General features: G+C 61.1%; 17 protein-coding genes and 1 pseudogene. 5 read left to right on the top strand and 13 right to left on the bottom strand.

All coding sequences use genetic code 11. The features are described from left to right. Nucleotides 1-410 precede the first annotated feature (410 nt). The gene (locus METH_RS24160) at nucleotides 411-584 is read right to left on the bottom strand and encodes a hypothetical protein (RefSeq protein ID WP_024092658.1); all 174 of its coding nucleotides are present in this window, start codon (nucleotides 582-584) and stop codon (nucleotides 411-413) included. Nucleotides 585-603: 19 nt separating this feature from the next. Beyond that, nucleotides 604-762 (bottom strand): alcohol dehydrogenase catalytic domain-containing protein, encoded by a 159-nt coding sequence (locus tag METH_RS25210; protein WP_156927565.1) that lies wholly within the window; start codon nucleotides 760-762, stop codon nucleotides 604-606. Between the two features lie 251 nt (nucleotides 763-1,013). Here METH_RS25210 and METH_RS20350 point away from each other — a divergent pair, with 251 nt between their 5' ends. Both METH_RS20350 and METH_RS20345 read left to right on the top strand, forming a co-directional pair. Further along, nucleotides 1,014-1,808 carry an HAD-IIB family hydrolase gene (locus METH_RS20350; protein ID WP_044008781.1) on the top strand — a complete coding sequence of 265 codons (795 nt, stop codon included), beginning with the start codon at nucleotides 1,014-1,016 and terminating at the stop codon, nucleotides 1,806-1,808. Then, a complete protein-coding gene (locus METH_RS20345) occupies nucleotides 1,801-3,021 on the top strand; it encodes a glycosyltransferase family protein (RefSeq protein WP_024092656.1) in 1,221 nt (406 codons plus the stop codon). Before METH_RS20350 ends, METH_RS20345 begins: the two co-directional genes overlap by 8 nt. 10 nt (nucleotides 3,022-3,031) lie before the next feature. Here METH_RS20345 and METH_RS20340 read toward each other — a convergent pair whose 3' ends face one another. The 10 genes and pseudogenes from METH_RS20340 to METH_RS23545 all read right to left on the bottom strand — a co-directional run. Beyond that, entirely contained in the window at nucleotides 3,032-4,777 is a 1,746-nt protein-coding gene (locus METH_RS20340) for a sugar phosphorylase (RefSeq protein ID WP_024092655.1), read from the bottom strand. 113 nt (nucleotides 4,778-4,890) lie between these two features. Further along, nucleotides 4,891-5,520: an urease accessory protein UreG gene (gene ureG / locus METH_RS20335; protein WP_044008780.1), complete on the bottom strand. Its 630-nt coding sequence runs from the start codon at nucleotides 5,518-5,520 to the stop codon at nucleotides 4,891-4,893. After that, nucleotides 5,517-6,164: an urease accessory protein UreF gene (locus tag METH_RS20330; protein WP_024092653.1), complete on the bottom strand. Its 648-nt coding sequence runs from the start codon at nucleotides 6,162-6,164 to the stop codon at nucleotides 5,517-5,519. The genes ureG and METH_RS20330 overlap by 4 nt, the downstream gene beginning before the upstream one ends. Further along, nucleotides 6,154-6,651: an urease accessory protein UreE gene (ureE, locus tag METH_RS20325; protein ID WP_044008779.1), complete on the bottom strand. Its 498-nt coding sequence runs from the start codon at nucleotides 6,649-6,651 to the stop codon at nucleotides 6,154-6,156. Before ureE ends, METH_RS20330 begins: the two co-directional genes overlap by 11 nt. A gap of 31 nt (nucleotides 6,652-6,682) precedes the next feature. Beyond that, nucleotides 6,683-6,907: a DUF1127 domain-containing protein gene (locus METH_RS20320; RefSeq protein ID WP_024092651.1), complete on the bottom strand. Its 225-nt coding sequence runs from the start codon at nucleotides 6,905-6,907 to the stop codon at nucleotides 6,683-6,685. A 149-nt stretch (nucleotides 6,908-7,056) separates the two neighbouring features. Beyond that, a complete protein-coding gene (gene ureC / locus METH_RS20315) occupies nucleotides 7,057-8,766 on the bottom strand; it encodes an urease subunit alpha (RefSeq protein WP_024092650.1) in 1,710 nt (569 codons plus the stop codon). 1 nt (nucleotide 8,767) lies between these two features. Continuing rightward, a complete protein-coding gene (locus tag METH_RS20310; protein ID WP_024092649.1) occupies nucleotides 8,768-9,073 on the bottom strand; it encodes an urease subunit beta in 306 nt (101 codons plus the stop codon). 214 nt (nucleotides 9,074-9,287) lie between these two features. Then, entirely contained in the window at nucleotides 9,288-9,590 is a 303-nt protein-coding gene (locus METH_RS20305) for an urease subunit gamma (protein ID WP_044008804.1), read from the bottom strand. A 14-nt stretch (nucleotides 9,591-9,604) separates the two neighbouring features. After that, nucleotides 9,605-10,396, bottom strand: coding sequence for an urease accessory protein UreD (locus METH_RS20300; RefSeq protein ID WP_052348798.1), 792 nt, complete (start codon nucleotides 10,394-10,396; stop codon nucleotides 9,605-9,607). 712 nt (nucleotides 10,397-11,108) lie between these two features. Then, nucleotides 11,109-11,314, bottom strand: a pseudogene (locus METH_RS23545) (transposase); the annotation flags it as partial. 68 nt (nucleotides 11,315-11,382) lie between these two features. Here METH_RS23545 and METH_RS20295 point away from each other — a divergent pair. Then, nucleotides 11,383-12,342 (top strand): IS5 family transposase, encoded by a 960-nt coding sequence (locus METH_RS20295; RefSeq protein ID WP_044008777.1) that lies wholly within the window; start codon nucleotides 11,383-11,385, stop codon nucleotides 12,340-12,342. A gap of 267 nt (nucleotides 12,343-12,609) precedes the next feature. Here the strand turns inward: METH_RS20295 and METH_RS20290 are convergent, their stop codons facing one another. After that, nucleotides 12,610-13,170 carry a TetR/AcrR family transcriptional regulator gene (locus tag METH_RS20290; protein WP_245603006.1) on the bottom strand — a complete coding sequence of 187 codons (561 nt, stop codon included), beginning with the start codon at nucleotides 13,168-13,170 and terminating at the stop codon, nucleotides 12,610-12,612. A gap of 219 nt (nucleotides 13,171-13,389) precedes the next feature. Between METH_RS20290 and METH_RS20285 the strand changes: the two genes are divergently transcribed. Next, entirely contained in the window at nucleotides 13,390-13,929 is a 540-nt protein-coding gene (locus tag METH_RS20285) for a carboxymuconolactone decarboxylase family protein (protein WP_024092642.1), read from the top strand. A 377-nt stretch (nucleotides 13,930-14,306) separates the two neighbouring features. Continuing rightward, nucleotides 14,307-14,729 carry a hypothetical protein gene (locus tag METH_RS20280; RefSeq protein WP_024092641.1) on the top strand — a complete coding sequence of 141 codons (423 nt, stop codon included), beginning with the start codon at nucleotides 14,307-14,309 and terminating at the stop codon, nucleotides 14,727-14,729. Nucleotides 14,730-14,787: the final 58 nt, after the last annotated feature.

Genomic DNA, 14,787 nt, shown 5'->3' with positions numbered 1-14,787 from the left:
GACTGAAAGCGCCATTTGGAGAAGCCGCCTTCAGGGGTCAGCAGCTATCCAGTTACCCTGTCTCCTAACGTTCCATGCTGTGGGTAGCACCCGAGGCAACGATGCGCAGATAGCGCCATTTGCATACTCGTGTTCACATGGCGTTCCGGCCGGTGCCGGAGCTCCCTTGCCCGACCATTCCCCTTTCTCCTGTAGGCCGCGATTTTGTCATTTGCGTCGAGGACGACGGACCGGGCATTCCTGACTCTAAACCCGAAACGGTCTTTCAACCTTTCCGCCGCCTTTTTACGGGTCAGGCCTAGCCCTCCGACGGTGTAGGATTAGGCCTTTGTATCGCGCAAACGATTATTGAAGATCGTGGAGGCACCGTGGTGCTATTGAACAGGCAGCAAGACGGACTTCTTGTAAGGTTATTCGGCACGCTCCGCAGGCCGCAGCGACAGCGCAAGGCTTTGGTCATCCGGCGGCAGGTTTGTCAGTTCTCGCAGCGCATAGCTGATTGGAAGCGGCTTCAGCACGTCTGCCAGCAGCGCTCCGTCCCGCTCCGCAAATGCCCGGCTTAGCCGCTCTTCCGCCGCGTTCACAATGCCGGGGTCTGTCCTGTTATCTGCGCGGCAACTGGGCGCGTTCTGGCATCGGGCACTTCTGCAAACGGCAGGATCGGCCATCTGCAATATGAAGATCAGTGCGGCACACGCCGCAGGCCTCGACCTTTATCAGAACGTCCCAAGGCCCCGGTTCCGGCTGAGGATCGTCCTCCAGGAAGAGCGGCTCGTGAGCCTAGCGGAACATCATTGCGCGCATCTTGCGCCTCCTCCGGGAAAGAATACCCCAATTGAGCTTTCCTCAAGTGATCAGGATCAAGCCGCCCTGCCGGCTTGGGCCCAGGCCTGCGGATGAAAAAAGCCCGAACTTTAGGCAGGCAGCAGAGAACCGAACAGGATTTCAGCAACCGCGCCTGGCCTGGCTGCGGAAATCTCTCCATCCCGGGACGGCCAGACTATACTTGGCGCATGACGCTAGCTGTCCCGCTTCTCGTATTCTCTGATCTCGATGGCACCTTGTTGCACCACGAGAACTATAGCTGGGAGCCCGCCCGGCCGGCGCTGACAGCGCTGAAAAGAGCCGGGGCGGGTGTTATTCTGGCCACCAGCAAGACGGCGGCAGAAGTTGCTCCACTGAGGCAGTCGATGGGTCTCGGGAGATGGCCTGCAATTGTCGAAAACGGCGCCGGGCTACTCGGGGCGGGAGAGGAGACCGCCTCGCAAAGCAGCCGGTACCCGGACCTGCTGGACCGGATTGCAGTGCTGCCGCCAGGCTTCCGCGGTTTTAGGGCGATGTCCGATCATGAGGTTGCAATTCTTACTGGCCTCACGTTTGAGGCAGCCCGGAAGGCCCGGACCCGGGACTTCAGCGAACCCGGTATCTGGCACGGAACAGAGGCGGAACTTGGCCGGTTCCTGAGAGCGGCCCGGACTGCCGGTCTGCAGGCGCAGCGCGGCGGGCGCTTCTTGACGCTTTCCTTTGGCGGCAACAAGGCGGACAGGCTGCGGGATCTGGCACAGCACTATTCCGCCGGGCTGACTGCGGCCCTTGGCGATGCACCCAATGACGCCGCGATGCTGCAGGCCGCGGATGTCGGATATATCGTCAGCAACCCGCACGGGCCGGATCTGCCGCCCCTGCCGAGGGAAGCAGAAGGGCGCATCCGCCGTACCAAACTTGCCGGGCCTGCCGGCTGGAACGCCGCGATCCTCGGCCTGCTGCAGGACCTTAATCTGACCAGGGAGGAAGCAAGCGATGGCTGACTTTCACCAGAACGGAAACATCACCACGCTGCATAATCTGCGAACTCGCAGCCTTGAGGACCTGACGCATGAGCTCACGGTCTACGCTAAAACCAGGCGCATCACCCTGATCCTGCCCTGTCTCTATTCCGAGCTGGAAGGCCCGGCGCTGGAGAATATCGTGGAAGAGCTGGCACAGGTGCCTTATTTGCACAGGATCATCATCGGATTGGACCAGGCGGACGAGGCACAATTCCGCCACGCGCGCAAATTTTTCGCAAGGCTGCCGCAGGATCACATCGTGATCTGGAACGACAGCCCGCGGATGCAGGTGCTGGAGGCTCGGCTCGGCACCCTGGGGCTCGCCCCGCAGGAACCCGGCAAGGGCAAGAACGTGTGGTCCTGTATCGGTTACCTCCTGGCCTGTGCAGATAGCGCGGTCATGGCGATCCATGACTGCGATATTCTCACCTATGACCGCGAGATGCTGGCGCGGCTGGTCTACCCGGTTGTCAATCCCGGGTTCTCCTACCAGATGTCCAAAGGGTTCTATCCGCGGATCGGGTCGGGCAAGCTGAACGGCCGGGTGACCCGCTTGCTGGTGAGCCCCCTTTTGATTGCCCTGAAGCGTGTGGTCGGCGACCGTGACTACCTCGACTACCTGCGCAGCTTCCGATACCCGCTGTCGGGGGAGTTCGCGATGCGGACCCATGTTCTGGCAGACCTGCGCATCCCTTCAGACTGGGGTCTGGAGGTCGGAGTACTGTCCGAAGCCTGGCGCAACCTGGCGCCGAAATCGGTGTGCCAGGTCGAAATTTCCGATGCCTATGACCACAAGCACCAGGAATTATCGCCTGAAGACGCCTCGCGGGGCCTGAGCCGCATGTCCACCGACATCTGCAAGGCGATCATCCGCAAGCTGGCAGCGGACGGCACGGTTTTCACACCAAATGTGTTTAGAACGCTCAAAGCGACCTACTACCGGTCGGCGCTCGATCTGCTGGAGGGCTACCACAGCGATGCAAAGATGAACGGCTTGTCAGTCGATCGCCACAATGAAGAAAAGTCGATCGAGCTCTTTGCCGAGAACATTCTGCGCGCAGGCCACATGTTCCTGGAAAACCCGCATGAAACGCCCTTTATCCCGACCTGGAACCGCGTGCATTCGGCCGACCCTGATTTCCTGACAGATCTCAAGGGTGCGGCAGTTGCTGACCAGGACGAGTTCGCCTGACCCGGCCTGATCAGACCCTGTTGCTGATCCAGCGGCACTGGTAGGGGGCAAAGGGAATTTCAGGACCAGCCGGTGCAATCCGCTCTCCGGTTATCAGGTCGGTCCAATCGTCGCCTTCGATCAGGTTGATTGCCGTGGGGCTGACGGTCACGGTGTCTTTGCTGACGTTATGCAGCGCAAAAATGGATTGGTCCCGGTCGAGGCTCTGCCGCCAGATCCCGAACATGCGCTCGTCCAGCGCCAGCGTGAACTGCGTTGCGTTGGGGTGAAAAGCCGGCTGACGGCCGCGGAGCTTCAGCAGGCGGCTCATCTCCCCTAGCACCCGCGACTGGTCCGAATGCGGATCGTCCAGCCGCTCAAGCAGATCCGGGTAATGCCACTGGTGCCGGTTAATGGCACGGTTCATGCCGCGCCGTTCGACGGCCTCGTGATCGTTCGGGGTCGCAAGCAGCGAATGGATATAGAAGGCCGGAATGCCTTCTAGCGACATCACGATGGTCTGGGAGCACAGAAACCTCGGGATCTGCAGCGCATCCTCACCTGGGAAGGTGCAGCGCATCGCCTCGAAATAGGAGCTGTTCAGCTCGTAGGGCTCCTCGCCGCCCCCCGGTTTGGCTCGCATCGACACCAGCCCGCCGGCCTGCCGCGCGGCGTCTATCATCCGCGCCCTTTCTTCCGGCGGCAGAACACCTTCGGCCGGGCGCATGCCGATGCCGTCATGGCTGGCGGTGAAGTTCAGGTAAGCACAGCCCAGCTGCGCCGGCGGCATCGCTGATTGCCAGCGGTGCAAGTAGCGCGCCGTCCCCGACTGCATGGCGTGCAGGATCAAGGGCGGCAGTGGGAAGTTGTAGATCGCATGCGCTTCATTCCGGTTGCCGAAGTAACTCAGATTTTCGCTGCGCGGCACATTGGTTTCTGTCAGCAGCACAACTGTTTCGGTCGCATAGTCGCACAGAAGCCGCATCAGCTGCACGATGGCGTGGGTCTGCGGCAGGTGGATGCAGCGGGTGCCGGCCTGCTTCCAGATGAAGGCCACCGCGTCCAGCCGCAGGATCCGCACCCCCTTGCTGATGTGCAGGCGGATGATGCCCAGCATCTCCAACAGCACGTCCGGGTTGGTGAAGTCGAGGTCAACCTGGTCATGGCTGAAGGTGCACCAGACATGACGGGTTCCCCTGCGGGTCTCGACGGCCTGCAGCAGCGGCGTGGTGCGCGGGCGCACTGCCTGCGAGAGGTCGTCATCAGGGCTGGCCTCATAGAAGTAGCGGTCATAGGGGGCATTGCCCTGACGGTACTCATTGAACCAATGGCCCTGGCTGGACACGTGATTGAGCACCAGATCTGACATCAGGTGGAAATGCGACGCGATCCGGCTGATGTCCTGCCAGTCTCCCAGCTGCGGGTTCACCGCCAGGTAGTCGCTCACCGCAAAACCATCGTCCGAGGTATAGGGAAAAAATGGCAGGATATGGACGCCGTTGACCGCCCCGCGCATACGGTTGAGCAGGAAATCGTACAGCACATCCAGCGGTTTGTGGCTGCCATCCTGCAGCGAATTTCCGTAAGTGATCAGAACCGCGTCGCGCTCGGACCACAGCCGGTTGCCCGGCCTGCGGCCGCGCTTGCGGCGGTGCGTGCCCTCGGGCCAGAAGGCTGAAACGACCCGTGCCGCGAGCTGCGCAGTGATGTGGTCCGGGTATATTTGCTGCAGCAGCCCGGCCAGTCGTGCGTCGAATGCGGTGGTTGCATGGGTCACTTGCAGTCACAGCTCCTGTCAAATGCTCCGGACAAAACTCTCCGGCACGGTCCGATGTTTTCGCAGCCGGGCCAGGGCTGTCAAATGCCCACGGGGCGGCAGCGGGAAAACCGCTACAGCGGGACCGCGAAAGTAAGACCTCCGATTGCACAAAGATGGCGGACAACTTCGGCAACCCCCTTGCCGTGCCGCAAGCTGGTGAACACCGTGGGAAGCGATCCGCGCATCCGCGCGGCATCGCGCGCCATCACGTCGAGCGATGCGCCGACATGGGGCGCCAAATCCGTCTTGTTGACGATCAACAGGTCAGAGCGGGTAATCGCCGGCCCTCCCTTCCGCGGGATCTCTTCACCCGCCGCGACGTCGATCACATACAGAGTTACATCGGCCAGTTCGGGGCTGAAGGTGGCAGAGAGATTGTCGCCGCCGCTTTCGATCAGCACGATCTCCACATCCGGGTGGCGCCGTACCATCTCGGCCACCGCGGCAAGGTTGATCGACGCATCCTCGCGGATCGCGGTATGCGGGCAGCCGCCGGTCTCGACCCCGATCACCCGGTCCTGCGGCAGCACCTGCATCCGCATCAGCGCCTCGGCGTCCTCTTGGGTGTAGATGTCATTGGTGATCACCCCGATCGAGTGATGCGGCGACAGAATACGGGCAAGCTGGGCGGTCAGCGTGGTCTTGCCCGCACCGACCGGTCCGCCGATTCCGACCCGCAATGGACCGTGGGGAGAAGTCATGACCGGTAAATCCTTGAATATTGTGTTTCATGAACCATCGAGGCGACATCCGCAGCAAAACAGGCGCTGGAGAGGCTGGACAGGTCCGAAGTGAGCGCGTTCTTCGCTGCATCGGATACCAGCGGGCCAAGGTTTTTCAGAATGCGCTGGCCTTCGATCTGGCCAACCGGCAGCAGCCGCTGGGCTGCCGAAATCAGGTTAGAAACAAAGGCATGTGTGAACATGTGCAGCGTCAGGTCCAGCGCCAGCCCGTGCATGCACGCGGCACGGCCAACAGCCACCGGATAGCTGAGACGGGGCAGGCTGCCGCCCCAGACCTCCGACGTGGCCCGGCAGAAGGCGGCGCCCTGTTCAACTGTTTCAGCCAGACGTTCCCGGGAGGGAGCAAATGCGCGGGCGGTGGCGTCCACCTCTGCCAGCGCGGCCATGTCTTTGGCGCGGCAGGCAGCGGCCAGCAGAATTGCGTCCGTGCGGGCACTGCCAAACAGCAGCAGATCACCCAGCCAGGCTTCCAGCCCTGCCCCATCGGTCACCTCCTTGCGGGCAACCGCAGTTTCCAGCCCGTGGGACCAGGCGAATGCGCCCACCGGATAAGCCGGAGACAGCCACTGCAGCAGCACCACTGGCCCGGGATTAATGCTCATGGCTGTGCTCCGGACCGTGATGAAGGGAATGGCCGTGTTCGTGGGAATGGGTCCGCCCGTGGCCATAGGCGCCGCCTTCGGGGGTGAAGGGCTCCGTCACCTCTTCCACTGTGGCGCCAAGTTGCACCAGCATTGCGCGGATCACGTGGTCCTGGCGGATCAGCAGCCGCATATCCTCGATCTGGCAGGGGGTGTGGCGGTTGCCGATATGCCAGGCCAGCCGCAACAGCCCATCTCCGGTGATCTGCAGCAGCGGCTCAGCTGCGGCTGCGACGGCGATTTCACCGCCGTCCTCCAGAACCAGCACGCCGCCGTGCTCCAGCGAGGTGGTCTGCGGAAGGTCAACCAGCAGGTGGTCGCCGCCTTCGGTCTGCAGCACCTTGCGGCGCAGGAACCTGGCTTCATAGTCCAGCACCACCTGGTCCACCGGGGCGGCGGCATGAGCATGGCCATGATATGCCCGGGCAGTCAGCATAGGCGCGTTCATCCGTACGCTCCTGTGCCGACGGCCAACGGCCTCAAATGTAGAACCTGTCTGAGAAGATATGGCGCACGATGTCCTCGCGCCTCAGGCCCCGTTCGGCAAGTTCCTCGTCGCTCATCGCGTTCAACTGCCGCGCGGCACGCATGCGTGAATCCGCTTCCGCAATAGCGACCAATGCATTGCCCACAGCCGCAAAACAGCGGCGCAGGATGCCCGCTAACTCCGGCCTGCCGGTGATAATGTGTGAGATTTCTGCCATTGGAGATCACTCCTTTTCCAGTGAGCTCCTCCCTCTGACGCATAGGGTATGCCAGGTCGGCAAAGCGGGCCAGGTTTTTCGCCGCCTGATTGCCGCGAACGTGGCGCGGTGCTGTGACTTTACTCATGTTTTTCTCCCGGTGCTCAATTTCAGTACAGGAAATAACGCTGGGCCATTGGCAGCTCCGCGGCAGGACGGCAGGTCAGCAGCTCGCCGTCCGCCCGCACCTCATAGGTTTCCGGGTGGACCTCCATCCGCGGGGTCGCGGTATTGAGCTTGAGTGCGGATTTGCCGATGCCGCGGGTGTTTTTCACTGCCACGGTCTGCTTGGCCAGCCCGAGGCTGCCGCGGATGCCCGCAGCTTGTGCCGCCTCCGACACGAAAGTGACGGCGGTATGTTCGACCGAGCGACCATAGGCGCCCCACATCGGCCGGGAATAGACCGGCTGCGGTGTCGGGATCGAGGCATTGGGATCACCCATCTGGGCGCAGACGATGGTGCCGCCCATCAGAACCATTTCAGGCTTCACGCCGAAAAACGCCGGGTTCCACAGCACCAGATCGGCGCGCTTGCCCGCTTCGATGGAACCAAGCTCGTGACTGATCCCATGCGCTATCGTCGGGTTGATAGTGTATTTCGCCACGTACCGGCGGACGCGGAAGTTGTCGTTCCCGCCGCTCTCCTCCGCCAGGCGCCCGCGTTGTTTCTTCATTTTGTCTGCGGTCTGCCAGGTGCGGATGATCACCTCGCCGACCCGGCCCATGGCCTGGCTGTCTGAAGCGATGATCGAGAATGCGCCCATGTCATGCAGGATATCCTCCGCCGCGATGGTCTCGCGCCGGATGCGGCTTTCGGCGAAGGCCACGTCTTCGGGGATCGACTTGTCCAGATGGTGGCAGACCATCAGCATGTCGAGGTGTTCCTCGACCGTATTGACGGTAAAGGGGCGCGTGGGGTTGGTGGAGGACGGCAGCACATGCTCCTCGCCGCAGATCCTGATGATGTCCGGGGCATGGCCGCCGCCGGCGCCTTCCGTATGAAAGGCGTGGATTGTGCGGCCCTTCATGGCCTTCACAGTGTGCTCGACAAACCCGGATTCATTGAGCGTGTCGGTGTGGATCATCACCTGCACATCCATCGCATCGGCAACGCCGAGGCAGCAGTCAATGGCGGCGGGCGTGGTGCCCCAGTCCTCGTGCAGCTTCAGCGCGCAGGCGCCGGCGTTGATCTGTTCCTCCAGTGCAGCTGGAAGCGAAGCATTGCCCTTGCCCGCAAAGGCGAGGTTCATCGGGAAGGCATCCGCAGCCTGCAGCATGCGGCCGATGTGCCAGGGGCCGGGTGTGCAGGTCGTTGCCAGCGTGCCATGCGCCGGACCGGTGCCACCGCCAAGCATGGTGGTGATGCCCGAATGCAGCGCATCCTCGATCTGCTGTGGGCAGATGTAGTGGATGTGACTGTCAAAACCGCCAGCCGTCAGGATGCGCCCCTCGCCCGCGATCACCTCGGTTCCAGGGCCGGCGATGATACCAACACCCGGCTGGGTGTCCGGGTTGCCCGCTTTGCCGATGGCGGCAATGCGCCCGTCCTTGAGGCCCACGTCGGCTTTGTAGATGCCGGTCCAGTCCAGGATCAGCGCGTTGGTAATGACGGTATCCACGGCCCCCTCGGCACGGGTTGCCTGCGCCTGCCCCATGCCGTCGCGGATCACCTTGCCGCCGCCGAACTTCACTTCCTCGCCATAGGTGGTGAGGTCGCGCTCCACCTCGATGATCAGATCGGTGTCCGCCAGCCGCAGCCGGTCGCCGGTGGTAGGGCCGTACATGGCCGCGTAATCGCTGCGCGGAATCTGTACCGGCATGTCAGAGCACTCCCATGACTTTCCGGTTGAACCCGAACACACGGCGCCTGCCGAGGATCAGGATCAGCTGCACCTCGCGCCGCTGCCCCGGCTCGAACCGCACGGCGGTGCCTGCAGCAATGTCGAGCCGCCGCCCGCGGGCCGCCGCCCGGTCGAAATCCAGCGCCGGGTTAGCCTCGGCAAAATGGTAATGGCTGCCCACCTGGACCGGCCGGTCGCCGGTATTGGCGACCATCAGAGTGGTGGCTTCGGCGCCCGCATTCAGCGTCAGGCTGCCTCCGGCCGGGAACAGCTCACCCGGGATCACTTCCGCCTCCAGGCCAGAACTGCGCCTGCGGCAAGCGCCGCCAGCACTGCAAAGACAAGCCAGAGGCCGACCTCATGCGGATGGACATGCGCTCCGCCGTGAGCCAGGGCGGGACCCGCCGCAAGAGCGCTAACCGCGACGGTAACGGGTATTGGTTGTATCATGCTTTCTCCTGTCTTGGGGTGGTTCGGGGCGTCCGGCACCGGGCGGGGGTTCAACGGATAGGCTGGTGAACGGTCACCAGCTTGGTGCCATCGCGAAATGTGGCCTCGACCTGCACATCGCGGATCATTTCGGGCACCCCTTCCATGCATTGATCCCGGCTGACCACCTGGGCGCCGGCCTCCATCATCTCAGCCACCGTGCGGCCGTCGCGGGCGCCCTCGGCCACCGCATCCGAAATCAGCGCAATCGCTTCCGGGTGATTCAGCTTGACGCCGCGGTCCAGCCGCTTGCGGGCGACTTCGGCAGCCATGGCGATAAGCAGCTTGTCCTTTTCGCGCGGGGTCAGGTTCATCCGCTCCTCCTTCTTCAAAGCATCCATGTGCGCGGCAGCCCCGCGGACAGCAGCCGCTCCAGCACCGGAACAAGGCATTGGCGCAGGGCAAAACCGTCCCGGGCAAGCAGGCGGAGCACCAGAAGATCCGGCCCAAGCAAGGAGGCGCCTCCGGTCTCCGGCAGCATCCGGCGCAGCGGATCAAGCTTCACTTCGGCCTCCGGCGCCACCAGCACAAGTGAAGCCATGGCGCCGGCGCCGCCCGCAACTGCGCGCCGCTGCAGCATAGCGGCGGCATCTCCGGCAAGCGCCGTGGCATCGAGGTAGATAGGACTGCCGCCGCGCCGGATTTCGATCCGGTCGCGGACCGTCGCATGCGTAAGTGTTTCGCCCATTGCAGCGCGGCCGAAGACAAACGGTTCAATCAGCAAAAACTGCGCACCGGGTTCCAGCTCCGCAATCAGGCGGCGGTGCAGGGCGCAGCCGTTGAACAGAATGGTTTCCTGCGGCAGCCAGTTCAGCCTGGCGCCGGCCTTGGCGCAGAGCCGGGTTTCCACCCTGGCGGTCTGGCCCGGCAGCGCCCGGTAGATGCGTTCTGCCGCCTGGGTGGTAACCGTCAAGCCGGCCTCCGCATGGGCGGTGGCTGCAAGCCGGAAATCGTCCCCGCCGGTGATGCCGCCAGCGGTATTGACCGCAACCGCCTCGACATCCGGACGGCCCTGCGGAAACAGCAGCTTCAGCGCTCCGGATTGATGCAGCGTCTTCAGCCTCGAACAGCCGTCCCGCACATGCGCGGAAACCTCTGCTCTGGCGATCGCGCGGGGCAAGGCTGGGCAATGGTTTATGGCTGACGATGCGGTGATGCTCAGGCTCCCGGGAAGTTTGTAGCTTCATTGGGCCGGGTGCTTTGAGGTTTTTCCAGTTGCCAGCTAGGATGTATGTTCAGGACTGGCAGACTTGCCTGAAAATTGACAGGCTGCATCAAGATGTGCCTGCCATTTGGGCGTTAGAGAGACTGCGCTGACCGGCCTGCTGCAGCAGCACTATGAAACTCCAAATTTGTACGAATACAGGGCAAATCGAAGTGAACGGCGGTTTTTGCGTTGGATGCTGATCGAACCGGGACACACGCCCGGGGTCTGCTCAACACGCCAGTCCTGCCTTTACCAGGTCAGCCTATGTGAATTTGGCTGTGAACAAGTGACCTGGCCGGGCAAACCACTGCCCGGCCACGCCCTGTTGGACTTCTTTTCCGCTGCACAGGATGGAAGGAGGTATCCGGCGCAACCTTTGTGTGAATCTACCATGCTGCGCTGCGGCGCCCGTCGTGAAGGTTTCTTTGTGTCGCGACCGATGAAATTTATCTGTTCGCCGAAGTTTAAATAGTTTTTCGGTTCAAGTGCCGATTAATTGGGCGTTGCAGCTATGCCTTGCTGTTGAACTTAACCTGGCACCGGTCCGCAACGTGAATCAGTGCCCTCAGCAGAACTGAACACCGACGCCTGATCTACCCGCCAATGCGCAGGGACCGGCCCGGGGATACCCGACCAGCAGCATGCGGATCAGCAACTCAGGATCGACTGATGGACGACCAGTATGGCTATAGAAGTCCGCCCAGTGGCCTCGGATGCCGCTCACATCGAAAAAACTATCAATGGATCGAAGCAGGTGGTCTTGAGGCACATGATCCTCAAGCGAGAACTCAAAAACAGTGACGCCTGTGCTTCCTGCCTCGGTCCCATCATCGCGAGCGTGTTGCACAAATCGTTTCCGATGCGTAGCTGGTCCTTCGATTTGACTGCGGGATGCTGGGATGCCTTTCAAATTCAACGCGTCGCGGCGGGATAAGTTTGCGAAGCCAAAGTACCGTGTGACGAACTGGGCCGAATACAATGAGGCGCTCCGCCAGCGTGGTGACGTAACGGTCTGGTTCAGCGAAGACGCGGTGTCTCGGTGGTGCGCAGTGCGCTCTGGCAAGCGCGGTGGTCAACAACGATATTCTGATCTGGCGATCGAGACCTGCTTGACCCTGCGCGCCGTGTTCGGCTTGCCGCTTCGCCAAACGCAGGGCTTTGTCCGCAGTTTGCTGCGGCTCATGCAGGCGGACCTCCCCGTGTCAGATTTTTCGACGCTTTGCCGGCGTTCGCCATCGCTTCAGATCGCGCCTGACACCCGGACAGCCAGTGGTCCGATCGCGCTGGTTGTGGACAGCACAGGGCTGCGTGTCCACGGTGGCCGCGAGTGGATGCGGGAGAAGCACGGGCTGCCGAAGGCCCGTAAGATATGGCGCAAACTGCATATAGGCTTCGATCTGGAGAGCGGCGAGCTTGTGGCGTCCTGCCTGACACCCCAGCATGTCGGGGACACAGGCGCTTTGCCCGACCTTCTTGCCGAGGTGTCCGGTCGGGTGCGCCGTTTCATCGGAGACGGGGCTTATGATGGTGTACCAACCGGCGTGACAATCCGGCAGGCGTTTGGCTCGGATGTCGAACTGATCATTCCGCCGCCGAAGAACGCTGTTCCCGGAAATTGCCAGGCACGCAACGCTCATATCGACATGATAACCGAAACTGGCCGAATGGCATGGCAGAAGGCCACCGGTTATGGTCAGAGATCGCGCGGCGAGGCCCAGATCGGGCGCTACAAACAGCTCATCGGACAGGAACTGCGCAGCTGCAACATGGAGACCCAGGCAACCGAAGCCCGCATCGCTGTCAACGCCCTCAACCGCATGACCCGTCTCGGTCGTGCAGCCTATCAGCGTGTCGCATAACGAGCCGGGGAAAGGGGCAATTGCGGCCCGGGCGCTATTCGTGCAACGCGGTCTAGGCTATATAAGCCTGGTGCCACACAAACCGGTGTTGCCAAGGAGCTGGGTGTGACGAGCTCGCGAGGAAAACGGTAGCCTTGAAGGCCAGGCATCGTGCAAGGCATCTTCATCCCGGCTGCCTATGCTAATGTCCATTAGCAAACTTGTTGGCAATCCCTACCGGACGTCTTGCCTTCCAGGCGTTTCAGCTGGTGTGATCCGGCACCGGTATCAGTTTTCGGAAGAACGTATAGCCAGGGCCTCAACCTCCTGCGCCATGCTCTCCGCCAGCTGCTTTAGCTCAGCGCCACACCTTGTCCACTGCGCCTCGATGCGCAGGGCCGTGAGGTTCAGAAGATAGCGCCGCCCCAGAAGCACCGCATCGGCGTCGCCCGGCAGCTCGCCACTGTCTTGCGCAGCGCGGAAAAGCGCGATGATCTCGCCGGTCATATTGTCCAAATAGGTGCGGGCGGCTTCTGCAATTGCTTTATCTGCGTCTGTCGCCTCTAACATAGACTTGACAATCATGCAGACCTGCGGTCCTCGGGCCTCGTTTGCCGGATACACGAAGCTGCGCAGAAATTCGGCAAGAGCGGCCAGCGGAGACCCCGTTCCGGCCAGCAATTCACCGAGACGAACCTGGTTAACCTGCATATACCGCTCGAGCGACGCCAAAAAGAGCGCCTCCTTACTGTGAAAGGCAGCGTAAATGCTGCCCGGCTTCATGTTCAGCGCGAATTCAAGGTCCTTCAAAGATGTGGCGTGATAACCTTTTCTCCAGAACAAGTTCATTGCAGCATTCAATGCGGAGTCTCGGTCATAAGGGCGCGCGCGTTTCATAACCACAGAATAAAGCGCGCCAACGGAAATGTCCCGGCTTCTTCGGGATCTTGGCTTCAAGATTGAGTGATTGTTCAAGTCTATGGTTGAGTGATCACTCAAACTCCTTACATCAGTTCTCGCGATCCGGGCTCCTGACTCGGGTTAGCATCATTGCAACGGAGACCAACGATGACAGATTTCACCCTTCATGACGAAACCACCGTGCCTGAAGCGTCTAAGCCGCTTTTGGAGAATTCCAAGGCCGCATTTGGCATGATCCCAAACCTGCATGCGGTCATGGCCGAGTCGCCCCAGTTGCTTGAGGCCTATCAGCGCGTGCATGAATTGTTTCAGAATTCCAGTTTCGGCAAGGATGAACTGACCGTTGTCTGGCAGACCATCAATGTCGAGAACACTTGCAGTTACTGCGTTCCAGCCCATACCGCCATTGCCCACGGCATGAAGGTCGACCTGGAAATAACCGATGCTCTGCGCAATCAGACACCGCTGCCGAACGCCCGTCTCGAAACTCTGCGCGACTTCACGCTCAAGATCGTGCGCGAACGCGGCAACCTGACTGAGGCATCCGTGCAGGCTTTTCTCGATGCAGGCTTCACCCGGCAGAACATCCTCGACATCATCTTGGGTTATGCGCAGAAGGTAATGTCGAACTACACCAACCATCTTGCAAAAACGCCGGTCGACAAACCGTTTCAGAAGTTTGACTAGACCTCTGCGAACAATGCCGCCTAAATCGATAAACTGCCGCTTTTAAATATTCATTGCGCGCAGAGGTCTAGGCTCTGCGCGCAATGGGCGAGCTGAGGAGCAACGGCAGAAAACGTTGGGGGTTCATAATTGGCGTGGGTTCAGAGGTCAAAAGGAATGAAGGGGGCCAGTGTCCCGTCTCTCCCGCAGCAACGCCGGAATCCCGGTTCTCGAATTGGCAGAGTTGGGCCGATGCCCCTACCCTCAGAGGCTATAGGAGTCGCGGTTCAGGTATCGCTCACACCGCCAAAACGTTTGCGGTAGAGCCCTACAAAGGATCTCGGTTCAAACACAGCGACGTTATTTGTACTTCCCCGGAGAATGGATATCTCGGGATCATGACTGAGGCCAGCAGACATAGTTTCAAACTGAACATAGTGCAGCTTGCGCTCCTTGCTGTGGCGGTTTTTTTCATTCTGTTGAAATTGACAGCCGTGTCATTGATCCCTTTGTGCACGATGCATGATCAGCGGCCCTCCGGGGTGCCGGTCATTGGCATGGATCTGGCCACAGATATAGCTGGTCTGCCAACTGCTTTCAGGAGTGATACGGATATGGCCGCCGAGCAGGGGATGCCGTGTCACGATCATAGTACCGTAGGGAATTGTTTGATACTTTTTTGCAGCGCTCTTATGCTGACCAGCGCCTTTTCGGTGGTCTCGAAATACCGGCTCGTTGGCCCGGTATTTGCGAACCGTGAAGCCGTTTTTCGCATTCTTCCCTTGCTGCAAAAAGTTGAACGACCGCCCAGGCTCGCTTGACCGGACACATCCCGCGCGCTTGCGCGCGATCTACTGAATTGCTGAAAATTTGACATGG

Source organism: Leisingera methylohalidivorans DSM 14336 (genome assembly GCF_000511355.1).
Taxonomy (GTDB): Bacteria; Pseudomonadota; Alphaproteobacteria; order Rhodobacterales; family Rhodobacteraceae; genus Leisingera; species Leisingera methylohalidivorans.
The sequence above is the reverse complement of the archived record's forward strand: the minus strand, read 5'-3'. Positions and strand labels throughout refer to the sequence as shown.

What these genes read in the sequence shown, in the direction of transcription:
- METH_RS20350 (WP_044008781.1), top strand. Translation starts at nt 1,014, where the DNA reads ATGACGCTAGCTGTCCCGCTTCTCGTATTCTCTGATCTCGATGGCACC.
- METH_RS20345 (WP_024092656.1), top strand. Translation starts at nt 1,801, where the DNA reads ATGGCTGACTTTCACCAGAACGGAAACATCACCACGCTGCATAATCTG.
- ureG (WP_044008780.1), bottom strand. Translation starts at nt 5,520, where the DNA reads ATGACTTCTCCCCACGGTCCATTGCGGGTCGGAATCGGCGGACCGGTC.
- METH_RS20330 (WP_024092653.1), bottom strand. Translation starts at nt 6,164, where the DNA reads ATGAGCATTAATCCCGGGCCAGTGGTGCTGCTGCAGTGGCTGTCTCCG.
- ureE (WP_044008779.1), bottom strand. Translation starts at nt 6,651, where the DNA reads ATGAACGCGCCTATGCTGACTGCCCGGGCATATCATGGCCATGCTCAT.
- METH_RS20320 (WP_024092651.1), bottom strand. Translation starts at nt 6,907, where the DNA reads ATGGCAGAAATCTCACACATTATCACCGGCAGGCCGGAGTTAGCGGGC.
- ureC (WP_024092650.1), bottom strand. Translation starts at nt 8,766, where the DNA reads ATGCCGGTACAGATTCCGCGCAGCGATTACGCGGCCATGTACGGCCCT.
- METH_RS20305 (WP_044008804.1), bottom strand. Translation starts at nt 9,590, where the DNA reads ATGAACCTGACCCCGCGCGAAAAGGACAAGCTGCTTATCGCCATGGCT.
- METH_RS20295 (WP_044008777.1), top strand. Translation starts at nt 11,383, where the DNA reads ATGCCTTTCAAATTCAACGCGTCGCGGCGGGATAAGTTTGCGAAGCCA.
- METH_RS20290 (WP_245603006.1), bottom strand. Translation starts at nt 13,170, where the DNA reads ATGAACTTGTTCTGGAGAAAAGGTTATCACGCCACATCTTTGAAGGAC.
- METH_RS20285 (WP_024092642.1), top strand. Translation starts at nt 13,390, where the DNA reads ATGACAGATTTCACCCTTCATGACGAAACCACCGTGCCTGAAGCGTCT.
- METH_RS20280 (WP_024092641.1), top strand. Translation starts at nt 14,307, where the DNA reads ATGACTGAGGCCAGCAGACATAGTTTCAAACTGAACATAGTGCAGCTT.